Origin of the sequence: Occultella glacieicola (assembly GCF_004353825.1) — a bacterium.
In the GTDB taxonomy this organism is placed as follows: Bacteria; Actinomycetota; Actinomycetes; order Actinomycetales; family Beutenbergiaceae; genus Occultella; species Occultella glacieicola.
Window position 1 is genome coordinate 304,754 of sequence record NZ_SMNA01000006.1, and the last position, 14,360, is coordinate 319,113.

10 protein-coding genes are annotated in these 14,360 nt (G+C 70.9%); 8 read left to right on the forward strand and 2 right to left on the reverse strand.

Translation table 11 applies throughout. The annotated features are described in order from the left end of the window. Positions 1–60: 60 nt before the first annotated feature. The 7 genes from EXU48_RS14190 (at position 61) to EXU48_RS14220 (ending at position 7,933) form a co-directional block, all read left to right on the forward strand. Positions 61–1,038, forward strand: coding sequence for a LacI family DNA-binding transcriptional regulator (locus tag EXU48_RS14190; RefSeq protein ID WP_133108307.1), 978 nt, complete (start codon positions 61–63; stop codon positions 1,036–1,038). A 129-nt stretch (positions 1,039–1,167) separates the two neighbouring features. Beyond that, positions 1,168–2,481: a glycoside hydrolase family 125 protein gene (locus EXU48_RS14195; RefSeq protein WP_235857033.1), complete on the forward strand. Its 1,314-nt coding sequence runs from the start codon at positions 1,168–1,170 to the stop codon at positions 2,479–2,481. Further along, positions 2,478–3,449, forward strand: coding sequence for a carbohydrate ABC transporter permease (locus tag EXU48_RS14200; protein ID WP_133108308.1), 972 nt, complete (start codon positions 2,478–2,480; stop codon positions 3,447–3,449). Before EXU48_RS14195 ends, EXU48_RS14200 begins: the two co-directional genes overlap by 4 nt. Then, on the forward strand, positions 3,446–4,354 hold the full coding sequence (locus EXU48_RS14205; RefSeq protein ID WP_133108309.1) for a carbohydrate ABC transporter permease: 909 nt from the start codon (positions 3,446–3,448) through the stop codon (positions 4,352–4,354). The genes EXU48_RS14200 and EXU48_RS14205 overlap by 4 nt, the downstream gene beginning before the upstream one ends. A 35-nt stretch (positions 4,355–4,389) precedes the next feature. Next, positions 4,390–5,661 (forward strand): ABC transporter substrate-binding protein, encoded by a 1,272-nt coding sequence (locus EXU48_RS14210; RefSeq protein ID WP_235857034.1) that lies wholly within the window; start codon positions 4,390–4,392, stop codon positions 5,659–5,661. Positions 5,662–5,664: 3 nt separating this feature from the next. Further along, the gene (locus tag EXU48_RS14215) at positions 5,665–6,738 is read left to right on the forward strand and encodes a glycoside hydrolase family 76 protein (RefSeq protein ID WP_133108310.1); all 1,074 of its coding nucleotides are present in this window, start codon (positions 5,665–5,667) and stop codon (positions 6,736–6,738) included. A 13-nt stretch (positions 6,739–6,751) separates the two neighbouring features. Continuing rightward, positions 6,752–7,933, forward strand: a complete 1,182-nt coding sequence (locus EXU48_RS14220; RefSeq protein ID WP_133108311.1) for a glycoside hydrolase family 76 protein — start codon at positions 6,752–6,754, stop codon at positions 7,931–7,933. Positions 7,934–7,962: 29 nt separating this feature from the next. On the opposite strand, the gene EXU48_RS14225 is transcribed toward EXU48_RS14220, so the two are convergent. Then, positions 7,963–8,937, reverse strand: a complete 975-nt coding sequence (locus EXU48_RS14225; protein WP_235857035.1) for a helix-turn-helix domain-containing protein — start codon at positions 8,935–8,937, stop codon at positions 7,963–7,965. Between the two features lie 132 nt (positions 8,938–9,069). On the opposite strand from EXU48_RS14225, the gene EXU48_RS14230 reads away from it, so the two are divergent. After that, entirely contained in the window at positions 9,070–13,176 is a 4,107-nt protein-coding gene (locus EXU48_RS14230) for a S8 family serine peptidase (protein WP_133108312.1), read from the forward strand. 74 nt (positions 13,177–13,250) lie between these two features. Here EXU48_RS14230 and EXU48_RS14235 read toward each other — a convergent pair whose 3' ends face one another. Further along, complete coding sequence (locus tag EXU48_RS14235) at positions 13,251–14,357, reverse strand: GntR family transcriptional regulator (RefSeq protein WP_133108313.1); 1,107 nt, start codon at positions 14,355–14,357, stop codon at positions 13,251–13,253. Positions 14,358–14,360 lie beyond the last annotated feature (3 nt).

Genomic DNA, 14,360 nt, shown 5'->3' on the forward strand with positions numbered 1-14,360 from the left:
ACGACGCCCCCTCGGGCAACCTCGTCCGCGGAGTGAACCTGAGCGAACGGGAGGCACGGCGTGGCCACGCTCTCCGACGTCGCCGCTGCGGCCCGGGTCTCCAAGGCCACGGCCTCACGGGCACTGAGCCGCCCGGAACTCGTCGCTCCGGACACGGTGGCACGGGTGCGGGCCGCGGCCGAGGAACTGGAGTTCGTGGCGAACCGGGCGGCACGGCACCTCGCGCGTGGTCGTACCGGCATCCTCGGGCTCCTGGTGCCCACGTTCTCCAACGCGTTCTTCGCGCCGATCATCGGCGGGGCGCAGGTCCGGGCCGAGGAGGAGGATCTGCAGCTGTCGGTCGCGGTGCACCCCCTGGAGGATCCGGCCGAGCTCACCCGGTTCGACCGGCTCGCGATCGGCGTGGACGGATTCCTCGTGGTGGCCCCGCGGGGGCCGGACCCGCTGCTCCTGGCGGCGGCCGCGCGCAAGCCGGTCGTGCTGGTCGACCGCGAGGTGGACGGTCTCGCCTCGGTCGTGGCCGACACCGCCGCCGCGTTCGCCGAACTCCTGCGCGGGCTCGCCGAGGCCGGGCACCGACGGATCCTGTACATCGGCGGGCCCGACCGGTCCTGGCAGAACCTCCAACGCACCGGCTCCCTGCACACGGCCGCGACCGCCGTCGGGGTCCACCTCGAGGTGCTCGGGCCGTGTCCGGCGACGTTCGACGCCGGGGCGGGCCTCGTCGACCGGGTCGCCGCCAGCGACGCGGACGCCGTGCTCCCCTACGCCAGCGACCTCGGCCTCGGCCTGATGCTCGGCCTGATCGGCCGGGGCCTGGCCCGGGTGGACGGGGGTTCGCCGGCCGATGCGACCGGTCGGCTGATCAGCGTGGTCGGGGTGCCCGGCACGCCCCGGGTGGACGTCGACGGCGAACGGCTCGGGGCGGCGGCGATCGATCAGCTGGTCGCAACGCTCGCGGGCGACGGCGAGCCGGTGCGGTCCCGGCTGCACGTGCCGATCTCATGGGCCGGGCGGACGGCTCCGACCGCCCGCTGACCCCGCCGGACCAGGACCCGCGCCCGACCCATGGGGCGCGGGTGCTCGCGCGTGCTTGCACTTTGCCAGTGGATACGTTTAATGTGACTCCCAGACAACACTGATGTTGAATATACTTAGAGGAGCATTGTGGCTCATTCCACCCTGAGCGACGTCACCGCCCGGGTCCAGGAGACGATCGGATCGGACGTGGTCACCCGGATCTTCGCCGACGCGATGTCCCGCACCCTCCGCGAGGCGTTCGTGCACGAGCCCGGCACGGACGTGTTCGTCCTCACCGGCGACATCCCGGCGATGTGGCTGCGCGACTCCGCCGCCCAGGTCCGCCCGTACCTGCCGCTCGCGGCCGAGGACCCGGGCCTCGCGGACGTGCTGGTCTCACTCGTCCGGCGTCAGGTGCGGTCGATCCTCCTCGACCCGTACGCGAACGCGTTCAACGCCCGACCGGACGGCGCCGGCCACCGCGACGACGACACCGAGATGGACCGTGGCGTGTGGGAGCGCAAGTACGAGGTCGACTCGCTCTGCTTCCCGCTGCAGCTGGCCCACCAGGTCTGGCGGTTCACGGGACGCACGGACCACCTGGACACGGAGTTCGCCCGCGCGGCCGACCTCATCATCGAGACCTGGCGGGTGGAGCAGGACCACGCCGGGCGTTCGCCGTACCGGTTCCAGCGGCACGACGGCCCGGCCTCGGACACCCTGACCCACGACGGCCACGGCTCCCCGGTGGGTCGCACGGGGATGACCTGGAGCGCGTTCCGTCCGAGCGACGACGCATGCGAGCTGCACTACAACGTGCCGGGCAACCTGTTCGCCGTCCAGGTCCTCGGTCACCTCGCCGAGTTGGCCGTCGCCGTCCTGGACGATCCCGGCCTGGCGGAGCGGGCCCGGGACCTGGCCGTCGAGCTCGACGCGGGCGTGCACTCGTGGGGCGTGGTCACCCACCCGGTGCACGGCCGGATCTACGCCTACGAGGTCGACGGCCTCGGCGCGACCGTGCTCATGGACGACGCGAACATGCCGAGCCTGCTGTCGCTCCCGCTGACCGGCGGCGACGCCGTCGACCCCGACATCTACCGCAACACCCGGGCGTTCGTGCTCTCCCCCGACAACCCGACCTACATGGCGGGCGCCCACGCCGTCGGACTCGGCAGCCCGCACACCCCGCCTCGCCACATCTGGCCGATCGCCCTCGCCGTCCAGGGCCTGACCTCTGACGACGACACCGAGAAGCGCCGGATCATCGACCTGCTCACCCGGACCCACGCGGACACGTTCCGCATGCACGAGTCGTTCCACGTCGACGACCCGGCGACCTTCACCCGCGAGTGGTTCTCCTGGGCCGACTCGATGTTCTGCGAGCTGGTGCTCGACGTGTGCGGCACCAGTGTCCGATCGGTCCGATCCACCCTCGACGAAGAGCAGGTGCGTGCCTCATGACAACCATTCAACCCACCGCCGTCAGCGCTGACGCGATCGACGTGGCCACCGACCGGGCCACCACCCCGACCCGGCGCCGTGACCGACACTCGCGCCCGTTCCGCAAGCCGGCGCCCCAGGAGATCTGGGGCTGGATCTTCGTCCTCGTGCCGATGCTCCTGTTCCTGACGTTCGTCATCATCCCGGTGGTGATGGCGGTCGTACTGAGCTTCACCGACTACGCCGTCATCGGGGACGCCGCCTGGGTCGGTCTGGAGAACTACCAGCGCATCTTCGCCGACCCGATCTTCCTGCTCGCCCTGCGCAACACCGCCATCTACACGCTGATGTTCGTCCCACTGGGCGTCGCGGTCTCCCTCGGCACGGCACTCCTGCTGAACCGCAACAGTCGCGCGGTCAACCTGTTCCGGACCTTCTTCTACATCCCGGTGGTCGCTTCCACGGTGGCGACCGCGACGATCTGGTACTGGCTGCTGAACCCCCAGTCCGGACTGTTCAACATCGTGCTCGGCTGGTTCGGGATCAACGGCCCGGCCTGGCTGTACGACTCCAAATGGGCGATGACGGCGATCGTGCTGATGTCCGTCTGGTCCGGCTTCGGCACGAACATGCTGATCTACCTCGGCGGCCTGCAGGGCATCGCCCGCGAGCTCTACGAGGCGGCCCGGATCGACGGCGCGAACGCCTGGCAGGCGTTCCGCTACATCACCATCCCGGGGCTCTCGCGCACCACGTTCCTGATCTCGACCCTGCTGATCATCGGCGCGTTCCAGGTGTTCGACCAGGCCTACCTGCTCACGAAGGGCGGACCGGGCAACTCCACCCTGACGGTCGTCTACTACATCTACAACCAGGGCTTCGGCGGTCTGAAGATGGGCTACGCCTCGGCTCTGTCCTTCGTGCTCTTCCTGATCATCGCCGTGTTCTCCCTGATCAACTTCAAGCTCACGTCCAGGAGCCAGTCATGACCGCCGCCGACCCCTACGTCCTGCGCCTCAAGCGCGCCAGCACCCCCCGCCAGAAGGTGGGCACCGGCGTCTGGTACCTCGCGGTGATCGTCATCTCGATCACGACCGTCTTCCCACTGATCTGGACGATCGTCACCTCCCTCAAGCCCGAGGGCGAGATCCTGTCCTCGTCGCTACAGATCTGGCCGGACGCACCCACGCTCGAGAACTACGTGAAGGCCTGGACCTCGGTGCCGTTCGGGCGGTACTTCTTCAACTCCACGTTCCTGGCCGTGGCCGGCGTCGTGCTGAACATCTTCTTCGGCTCCCTCGCGGGCTACGCCTTCGCCCGACTCCGGTTCCGGGGCAAGCGGGCGCTGTTCGGCACGCTGCTGTCCTCCCTGATGATCCCCGGGATCGTCACCATGGTGCCGACCTTCCTGGTGCTGCGCAGGTTCCCGTTCGCCGGTGGGAACGACCTGTTCGGCGAGGGCGGGATGGGGTTCATCAACTCCTACTGGGCGATCATCCTGCCCGGCGCGGCCGGTGCGTTCGCGGTGTTCTTCATGCGCCAGTTCTTCGCCTCGATGCCGGAGGAGCTGGCCGAGGCGGCCCGGATCGACGGCGCCTCGGAGTTCCGGATCTTCGCCCAGATCTACATGCCGCTCGCGAAGGCGGGCGCCGCCGTGCTCGGCATCCTCACGTTCCAGGCGGGCTGGAACAGCTTCATGTGGCCGCTGATCGTGCTCAGCGACCGCGACATGCTGACCGTCCAGGTGGGCCTGGCCGCCTTCAAGACCGAACACACCACGGACTACGGCCCGTTGATGGCCGGCACGGTCATCGTGAGCCTGCCGGTCCTGCTGATCTTCGTGCTCGCCCAGCGCTACATCATCGAGGGCGTCGCGCACGTCGGCTCCAAGTAACTCCCCCACCCACAACCAGAAGGAGACAGTTCGTCATGTCAACGCAGACACGAACCTCAACGTTCATGAAGATCTCGGCGGGACTCGCGGTCGGGGCACTCGCCCTGGCCGCCTGCTCCGGCGGAGGCGCCTCCGGCGGCTCCGATGGCGGCGACGGCGGTCAGGAGGTGACCTTCTGGGGCAACTGGACCGGCGAGCAGGCCACCCAGATCGAGACCCAGGTCGAGGCGTTCAACGCCAGTCAGGACGACTACGTGGTCACGTATCAGCCCCAGGAGGAGGTCGAGGCCAAGCTCCTGACCGCGATCGCGGGCGGCGGTGTCCCGGACGTGGTGCTCTGGGACCGGTTCCAGACCAGCGTGTATGCCAGCAAGGGCGCCCTGATGTCGCTCGAGGATCTGATCGCCGAGGACTCGGTGGACACGTCCGTGTTCTACGAGGCCGCGCTGAACGAACTCACCTACGACGGCACCGTGTACGGGCTCCCGCTGACCGTGGACAACCGGTCGCTGTTCTACAACGCCGACCTGCTCGCCGAGGTGGGCGTCGAGCCGCCCACGAACTGGGACGAGCTCGCCGACGCAGCCGAAGCGTTGACCGTGCGCGACGGCGGCGCCCTGGTCCGGTCCGGCTTCGCGCTCTCCGACGTCGGGCTGTTCAGCATGTGGCTCGGCCAGGCCGGCGGCCAGATGGTCTCCGACGACGGCCAGGCGGCCTTCAACACCCCCGAGGGTCTCGCGGTCCTCGAGGAGTGGGACGACCTCATGAACACCCGCGGCGTGTACGACCTCGGGTTCGCCGAAGGCACCGACGGCTTCGCGGAGGGCACCGTGGCGATGGCGTACAACGGCCCGTGGACCCTGGCGACCTATGACGCGATCGAGGACCTGAACTACGGCATCGTCGCCGCGCCGGCCGGCCCGGACGGCGACCAGGCCTCCGGCCTCGGCGGGTTCGGCATGATCATCCCGGAGGGCGCGCCCAACGCCGAGGGTGCCTGGGAGTTCATCACCTGGTGGACCACGCAGCCCGAGAACGGCGTCGCCTTCGCCGAGCTCAGCGGGAACATGCCGGCCAATCTCGAGGCCGCAGAGGACCCGTTCTTCACCGAGAACGAGGCCTACTCCGCGCTCCTGGAGACCATGGCGTTCGCGACCGCACGGCCCACGATCCCCGGCTACTCCGACGCCGAGGGGCAGGGGCTCATCCCCGAACTGCAGCGCTTCATGGCCGGTGAGATCAGCGCCCAGGAGGCCCTCGACAACGCCGAGGAGTCCTTCAACCGGATCCTGGCCGAGAACGCCTGACCGATGACGACCACGGAACGGCCCGACTGGGCCACGCGCGCCGACCTCGCCCACCGCAGCCTGGCGACGCTCTACGGCGCACCCGCGCCGCAACTGCTGAACAACGCCCATCCCGCGGACGAGAACGCCACGTTCAACTACTGGTGGCTCGCCCACGCGATCGACGTCGCGATCGACGGCTGGGACCGCACCGGCGATCCGGCCCACCTGCGCACCGCCGTCGAGATCTTCGAGAACATCGTGGACCGGAACTCCGGGAACCTGTTCAACGACTACTTCGACGACATGCTGTGGCTCGGGCTGGCCCTGGAGCGGCTGTCCCGGGCCCCGGGCCACGAGCGGTACCTCGAGCCGGCCGCCGAGATCTGGCAACACTGCCTCGACGACGGCTGGAACGAGGTGATGGGCGGCGGGATCGCCTGGCGCAAGAGCCAGACGTACTACAAGAACACCCCGGCGAACGGGCCGTTCATCATCCTCGGTGCCCGGCTCGCGTCCCGGTTCGAGGGTGACGGCCCCTACCTTCCCTGGGCACGGCGGACCATGGACTGGCTCACCGAGCACCTGGTGCGCTCCGACGGAACCGTGGAGGACGGCGTCAACCGTACCGACGACGGTCGCATCGACACGGACTGGCGCTACACCTACAACTACGGCCTGTTCATCGGAGCGTGCGTCGAGCTCTTCGCCCATGACGAGGACCCGGCCCGGTTGGGCCTCGCCGAGCGCAGCGCGCGCCGAGCGGTCGAGCTCCTCGCCACCGACGGGGTGTTCCCCGAGACCGGCGGCGGTGACGTGGGCCTGTTCAAGGGCATCTTCTACCGCTACCTGGACCAGCTGCTCGTCGTGCGGCCGTCGGCGGACCTGATCGCGTTCGTGCGGTCGGGCACCGACCGGCTCTGGGACGTGAGCTGGGCCGACCGGGTGGACTCCTCCGACGGCGTCCTCTGGGCCGGCGACGACTGGCGGGTGCCGGCCACGGCTCCGACGTCGATGTCCACCCAGCTCTCGGCCGTCATGGCGACCGAGATGCGGGCCCGCACCGAAGCACGTGAACTCACCCACGCGCCGCGCTGAGCAGCCCCGCCCGGTGCCACCGGCAGAGGCGGCGATCACCCGCCGTCGGGCCCTGGCACTGGGCGGTGCCAGCGCCCTCGGTGCCGCCCTGCTCACCGCCTGCGGACCCGCGCCGGAACCGCCACCTCGGACCATCAGCGCGATGCCACCGGCGGATCCACGACGTGCCGCACCGTGGCGTGCCGAGGTGGTGCAGGCGGGCCTGGACGCGTACTTCGGCGCTCCGTCCCCCCAGCTGTTGCACTACGCCCATCCGGTCGACCCGGCGGCGGACGCGCCCTTCCACTACTGGTGGAACGCGCACGCGATCGACACCGCCCTGGATGCGGCCGAACGCACCGGGGACCCAGCGGACCTCGACCGGGCGCAGGAGCTGCGCCGGAACCTGACCCTGCGCAACGGCGACGAGCTGTTCAACGACTTCTTCGACGACATGGGCTGGTTCGCCCTCGCCCTGCTCCGGCTCGCGAACGCCACCGGCGCGGCCGGTGACGAGAGCGCACTCGAGGACGCGATCAGGCTGCACGACCACATCTGGGACCTCGGCTGGAGCAGGCAGGGCGGCGGGATCGTCTGGGAGAAGGGTCAGTACCACTACAAGAACACGCCCGCGAACGGACCGTTCGTGATCGCCGGCCACCGGCTGCACCGCGCCACCGGCGAGTCCAGGTTCCTCGAACGGGCCCGGGCCAGCCTGCAGTGGTGGGAGGAGACCCTGGTGGAGCCGAGCGGCTTCGTCCACGACGGCATCAACCGCAACCGGGACGGCGCGATCGACACCGACTGGCGGTTCACCTACAACCAGGGCCTTTACATCGGCGCGTGCGTCGAGGAGTTCCGGACCGGTGGTGATCCGGCCCGGCTCGAGCGCGCCGCCCTGACGATCGACGTCAGTCTGGCCGAGCTCACCAACGGTCCGGTCTTCGCACCCGACGGGGACGGCGGCGACGCGGGCCTGTTCGCGGGCATCTTCTACCGGTACGCCGGTCAGTTCCTCGCCGAGGCCGAGCACCCCGCCCTCCGCGAGTTCATCACCACCAGCACCGACGCGCTCTTCGAGAACCAGTACCGCGGCGACGGCACGCTGCTGGCCGGGGACGACTGGTCGGCGCCGGCGCCGGCGAGCACCGACCTGTCCACCCAGCTCACCGCGGCGATGGCGACCGAGGTGGCGGCAGTCCTCGCGCGAGCCTGAATCGAGTCGCGGTCGCCGGGTCGCCAGGCTCAGACCCAACCGCGACGGACGGCCTCCGCGCCGAGCTGGAACCGCGTGGCCACGCGGGTCAGCTCCATGAGCACGCTGACCCTGCGCTGCACGGTGCGTGCCGAGATGCCGAGCTGGCCCGCGATCCGCGCGTCGGTCAGGCCGACCATCAGCAGCGTCAGCAAGGACCGGTCCAGGTCCTCCACCTCCTCGCCCACGACTCCCGGCTCGCCCTCGTCGGTGAGGCGTGCTGCGCGCGACCACGTCGACTCGAACACCTCCACCAGCAGGTCCAACAGGCTCGACGGGTGCACGAGGATCGCACCGTAATGCTCATCGGTCGTGCGGCGCATCGGCAGCAGGGCGATGTCGTCATCGATGATGAGCAGCCGGGTCGGCAGCGTCGGCGCCACCCGCACGTACTCGCCGTACGGCAGCGCCTCCCGGGCGGCCGCATAGAAGTGGGCGTCGTCCATGACACCGCGCTCGACGAGCACCCGGTACCGGACGCCCCGCAGCAGGGCACGTTCCTCCTCGGCGTTCTCCTCCGCAGACACGAACGGTACGTCCGAGCGGACGAAGGCCCGCACCTGGTGCGCCGCGGCCGCCTGGAGCTGGGCGAACCGCTGCCGGACGGCGTCGGCACCGAGAACGACGTCGACGACGTCCGCAGCCGTGCGGCCCGCGAGCGACTCCCGATAGACGGCCTCGAGGTCGACGAGGTCGGAGCGAACGGTATCTAGTCGACGTTCCTGCTCGGCCAGGAGCGCCCGGAGCGCGATGCCCGGTGGGGACGCCACCGCACGCTCGGAGTCCGCCCCCTGCCGCGCCGCGAGACCCATCGTCTCGAGGGCAGCGAGTAGCTCGGTCACCCGTCCGACCGCGAGAGCGACGTCCGACGCCAGCTCGGCGGCCGTGGCGGACGGTCGCGCGACCAGCGCGCGATACACCCGCGCCGAGTCCTCGTCCAACCCGATCCCATCAAGCATGTACATCGCCTCATTCTCCCGAGCGGGCGGGCGGCCGGGGTGTCGAGAATCTGCCATGGCGTAAAGACGCCACCCACAGTGCCACTCCGTGTGGCACTTTGTCTCCACCCGACCTCTTCGTCCCCCGGAAGGCCACCCGTGCGCGCTCGACCTCCCCGCTCCTCCGCCCGTCGCCGCGGCACCCGTTCGGCGCTCGCCGGACTCGCCGCCGCCCTCGTCCTGACGTCCGGGTCGTTCGCGGCCGCAGACCCCGGTGACGGCGCAGACGCCGGTTCGGGAGGATCCGGTCACGGAGCCGGTGCGGCCACTCCCGCGGACCGTCACACCATCACGCTCCTCACCGGTGACGTCGTCACCCTCACCGACCTCGCGGACGGCAGCCGGACCGTCGACATCGAGCCGGCGGACCCGGCGGCGCTCGTCCGGACCTACGTCGTCGACGACCACATCCACGTCATCCCCGAGGCGGCGCTGCCCTACCTCGCGTCCGGCGCCCTCGACGACGCGCTGTTCGACGTCTCGCAGCTCGTCGAGTTCGGGTTCGACGACGCGTCCGTGGCCGCGACCCCGGTCATCGTCGAGTACGCCGGCGGCCCGACGCCACGCACCGCACCGGTCACCGGTCTCGACCTCGAGGTCCCGCTGACCAGCATCGGTGGAGCCGCCGGTGGCGCCGACCGCTCGGTCGCGGAGCAGGCCTGGGCCGAGCTCACCTCGTCATCCCGACGGCTCGCTGCGGCGGGCACACTCGCGGGCGGGATCGAGACGATCCACCTGGACGCCCCCGTCGAGGCCTACCTCGACACCAGCGTCGGCTACATCGGAGCGCCCCAGGCCTGGGCCGCCGGATTCGACGGCACCGGCGTGCGCGTCGCCATCCTCGACAGCGGCGTCGACGCCGCTCACCCCGACCTGGCCGGGGCCGTGATCGAGTCCCAGAGCTTCGTGCCCGGTGAGAGCGTCGACGACGTCAACGGTCACGGCACGCACGTCGCCGCCACGGTCGCCGGCTCGGGTGCGGCGTCCGACGGGCTCTACAGCGGGGTGGCGCCCGGAGCGGACCTCCTCGTCGGCAAGGTGCTCGGCGACAACGGCGAGGGCCTCACCTCCTGGATCATCGAGGGCATGGAATGGGGCGCGGCGAACGCCGATGTCGTCTCCATGAGCCTCGGCAGCCGCGAGCCGTCGGACGGCACCGACATCATGTCCGAGGCGCTGAACGAGATCACCGCCGAGACCGGCACGCTGTTCGTGGTCGCCGCCGGCAACAGCGCCGCACCGGGCACGATCGGCGCGCCCGCCGCGGCCTCCTCCTCGCTCGCGATCGGCTCGGTCGACGACACCACGGAGGAACTCTCCTGGTTCTCCAGCCAGGGTCCGCTGTCCGGCTCGGGCGGACTGAAGCCGGACGTCAGCGCGCCTGGCTCCGGCATCACAGCGGCCCGCTCACAGTTCTCTCCTGGAGAGGGCTCGTACGTGAGCATGGACGGGACGTCGATGGCGACGCCGCACGTCTCCGGCGCCGCGGCGATCGCACTGCAGGCGGACCCGACGCTCACCGCGCAGCAGCTCAAGGATCTGCTGGTCAGCTCGGCGCGCGACCTCGGCTTCACGCCGTACCAGGCGGGCAGCGGCGTCATCGACGTCGTGGGCGCCGTCGAGCGCGACGTGTTCGCGACCGGCAGCGCCGACTTCGGGATGCTCCCGTGGGGCGAGTCCGTCGGCACCGTGGACCGCGACGTGACCTTCACGAACCGGTCCGACACCGACCTGACGCTCGATCTCGCGCTGTCCGTCGCCGTCACGACCCCGGGCGAGGGTGACGGCGGCGGTGGCGTCGAGCCGGGCGTCGCGCCCGGCAGCACGACACTCGCGGCGGATGACGCCGTCCTGCTGCCGCAGGCGCAGGTGACGGTGCCCGCGGGCGGCACGGCATCGGTCACGCTCTCCGGCGATCACGCAGCCCTCGCACCGGGCGAGCAGCTGTCCGGGACCCTGGTCGGGTCCGTGGCCGGTGAGCCCGTCACCCGCACCTCGATCGGCATGATCACCGAGGCCGAGCGCTACGACCTGACGCTGCGCGCCACCGGGATCGATGGTCAGCCGGCCACGATGTACGCGATGTTCTTCAACCTCGACACGCGCAGCGCCGAGAGCATCCCCGTCGACGGCGAGACGACGCTACGCCTGCCGGCCGGCCGGTACAGCGCCATGGCGTTCGCCGACGTCGAGACGGCGCCCGGCACCGACGCCATCGCACTCGTCGGCGACCCGGACATCGTGCTCGACGCCGACGCCACGGTCGAGCTGGACGTCCGCACCGCGGATCGGGTCACAGTCGACGTCGGTCGCGACGACCTGTCCGCCGAGAACCGGCGCATGGACTTCAGCGTCGAGCAGATGATGGGCTCGGCGATCATCCCGCTCCTCGTCGACGAGCTGCTCGCCCAACCGCTCGTCGCCGAGAGCGCCTCGGACTTCGGGTTCACGACGCGCTGGCGCCTGCGCGACCCGCGCATCTCCCTCACGCTCGACGGCGCCGACCTCGGCGCCCGCGAGCAGCCCGCCGCGCCCTACCTCGACGGCGAGCTGTCCGCGACCGCCACCGACCTCGGCACCGGGAGCAGCGCCGACGTGGCGGGCGTCTCGCTGGACGGCGGGATCGCCGTCGTCCGCACCTCCACCGAGGTGGGGCCGGTGGAGCGTGCCGCGAACGTCGCCGCCACCGGGGCGTCCCTGCTCGTCGTCGTCCAGGGCGAGGAGTCCCTCGAGTGGTACGGGGACGACTACGGCAACGACGCACCCCTACCGGTCGCCGCGATCAGCGGCGCGGCCGGTCAGACCCTGCTGGACGCGCTTGCCGCTGGCGAGGTGGACCTCGGCGCCGTCGGGAGGCCGGTGGCCGACGACGTCTACGACATCCAGCTCTACACCGATGGCGAGATCCCGGAGAACCCGACGAAGGTCGCCGATGACCTGGCGCTCGTCACGACGACCTACCACGGCGCCGAGACCACCCTCGTCGGCGAGTTCCGCTACGACTTCGCCCCGGGTGTCGAGGTCGGTCAAGGCTTCCGGTTCGCCACCGATCGGCCCGCGGTGCGACGCGAGTGGGTGAGCACCACCGACGTCGCGTGGTACCAGGACGCCACCGACATCGCCTCGACATGGGAGGTCCGTGACGTCCGACGCACCTACACCGCCGGCGATGAGCTGGAGGCGTCGTACTTCTCGCCGATCGTGCGGCCATACGTCGGAGCGGGGTTCTGGGCTCCGTTCCGGCAGGCCGACATCGTGCAGGTGAACCTGCCGTCGTGGGCGGATGGCGGCAGTGCGCACCATACCGGGATACTGGACGTGTTCTCGGGCCTGCCCGGCATCAGCCAGTTCACCCAGTTGTACGTCGACGACGTGCTCGTGGTGGAGTCCGGGTTCCAGGGGGTGACGACCTGGGGCCTGCCGGCCGAGGAGTCCCGCTTCCGGATCGTCAACACCACCTCGCACGACGCTGCGGTGCTGGCGACGTCGACCGCGACCCGGACCGAGTGGGCGTTCGACTCCTCGGCCACCGACGCCGAGAGCGTCCTGCCGATGATCCAGGCGTTCTACGACGTCGACGCCGCGATCGACGGCACGGTCGGCACCGGCCGGACCGATGGAGAGCCGGTTCCGCTCGCGATCGAGCTCGGGCATCTGGCGGGCGCCTCCGGGTCCGCGGCGCTCTCCTCCGTGAGCGCCGAGTTCTCGACCGATGCCGGCGTCACCTGGCAGGCGCTCGAGCTCGCCGAGACAACGGCGGTCCCGGAGTCCGGCGCCGTGACACCCCTGGCGTTCGTGGGTGAACGCGAGCACGTGCGCAGCTTCGACACCGCGGTTCCCGTGCCCGACGGCGGTGGAACCGTCTCCCTGCGAGTCCTCGCCGCCGACGCGGCCGGGAGCACGTTCAGCCAGGAGATCGCGGCAGCGTTCGTCGTGGCCCCCGCGCTGGACCCGGTCGATCCGACGGATCCGCCGACCGACCCGGGCACCCCGACCGACCCGGGCACGCCACCGGCCGGCCCGGACGGCCCCGGTGACCCCGGACCCGGCGACCCGACGGACGCCGGCGCCGGACCGATCGGCCCCAGCGGCTCCCTTCCCAGTACCGGCGCAACCATCGGCCTGCTGGTGCTGCTCGCGGCCGCGACAACCGGCGCCGGACTGCTCCTGCGGCGCCGGGCGGCCCTGGCTCACCTGCGCGGGTAGGGCGGATCGGGACGAGCGCGCACCTACACCACCCCGGCCGCGCGCTCGTCCCGTGGTGCGCCCGCAGGTGCCGCTCAGGCGCGCGGAGGCGCCGTGGTCTCGCCGACCACGAGTTCGGTGGGCAGCACCTGCTTGGCGACCCGGCCCCGCTCGGTCAGCTGGGCGAGGACCGACTCCAGGGTCGCCTCGCCGAGCGCGTGCTCGTGCTGGTCGATGTGGGTGAACCGGCGCACCTCGTCGTCGAACACGTGCTGCGGGGCATCGAACGACACGACCGAGACGTCCCGGGGCACCTCCAGCTCGAGCTCGCGCAGGGCCCGGACCAGTAGCAGCCCGACGGCGTGCTCGGAGGCCACGAATCCGGTCAGTTGGGAGTTGGCGGTCAGGAACTCCTTGAGGCTGGCGAGGTCGTCCGCCACGCTCACCTCGTGGTCGGGGACCACCGAGGAGACCTTCCGGTACTCGTGCACGGAACTGAACGCCAGCCCGTGCTCGGCGTGGGCGTACACGAAGCCGCGGTGCCGGTCGTCGAGCGTGGACACGGTTCCGGAGGAGGTGATCAGCCCGATGTTGCGGTGCCCGAGCCCGAACAGGTGCTCGGCGGCGGCCCGGCCGGAGGCCACGTTGTCCGAGCACACGGTCGAGACCGGCAGTCCGTCCAGGTTCCGGTCCAGGATCACGAGCGGGAGCTGTGCCGAGACCAGGTCGAGGATCGCCGGGGCGATCCACTCCGAGGAGCCGGGCTGCAGGATCAGGCCGTCCACCCCGAGGTCGCGGTACTGGGCGAGCAGCCCCTGCTCACGGTCGTGGAAGCCCTCGGTCCGACCGAGCACCACGTTCGCCCGGCCGAGGCTGGCATCGAGGATGCCCCACAGCACCCTGGTGCCGAAGCTGTCGTCGAAGCTGGTCAGCACGCAGCCGATCGTCGGCAGCGTCGTGGACCTGCGGTCCGGGCTGGGCCCTGCCGTCCGCGAGATCACCTCGGAGCCGAGCCGGGGGCGCCGCTTGATGTACCCGTCCCGGTCCAGCAGGTCCAGGGCGTGCTTGATCGTGATCGTGGAGACGCCGAACTCCTCGGCGAGCTGGCTCTGCGTGGGCAGCCGCTCCCCCACGGCGATCGCGCCCGACTCGATCCGGCCCTGCAGGCTGGCGAAGACCCGGGCGTACAGCGCGTCGTTCATCGT

Bases quoted from the DNA above. Each gene is read 5' to 3' on its own strand.
- EXU48_RS14205 (WP_133108309.1), top strand. From the start codon at position 3,446: ATGACCGCCGCCGACCCCTACGTCCTGCGCCTCAAGCGCGCCAGCACC.
- EXU48_RS14200 (WP_133108308.1), top strand. From the start codon at position 2,478: ATGACAACCATTCAACCCACCGCCGTCAGCGCTGACGCGATCGACGTG.
- EXU48_RS14225 (WP_235857035.1), bottom strand. From the start codon at position 8,937: ATGTACATGCTTGATGGGATCGGGTTGGACGAGGACTCGGCGCGGGTG.
- EXU48_RS14215 (WP_133108310.1), top strand. From the start codon at position 5,665: ATGACGACCACGGAACGGCCCGACTGGGCCACGCGCGCCGACCTCGCC.
- EXU48_RS14235 (WP_133108313.1), bottom strand. From the start codon at position 14,357: ATGAACGACGCGCTGTACGCCCGGGTCTTCGCCAGCCTGCAGGGCCGG.
- EXU48_RS14210 (WP_235857034.1), top strand. From the start codon at position 4,390: ATGTCAACGCAGACACGAACCTCAACGTTCATGAAGATCTCGGCGGGA.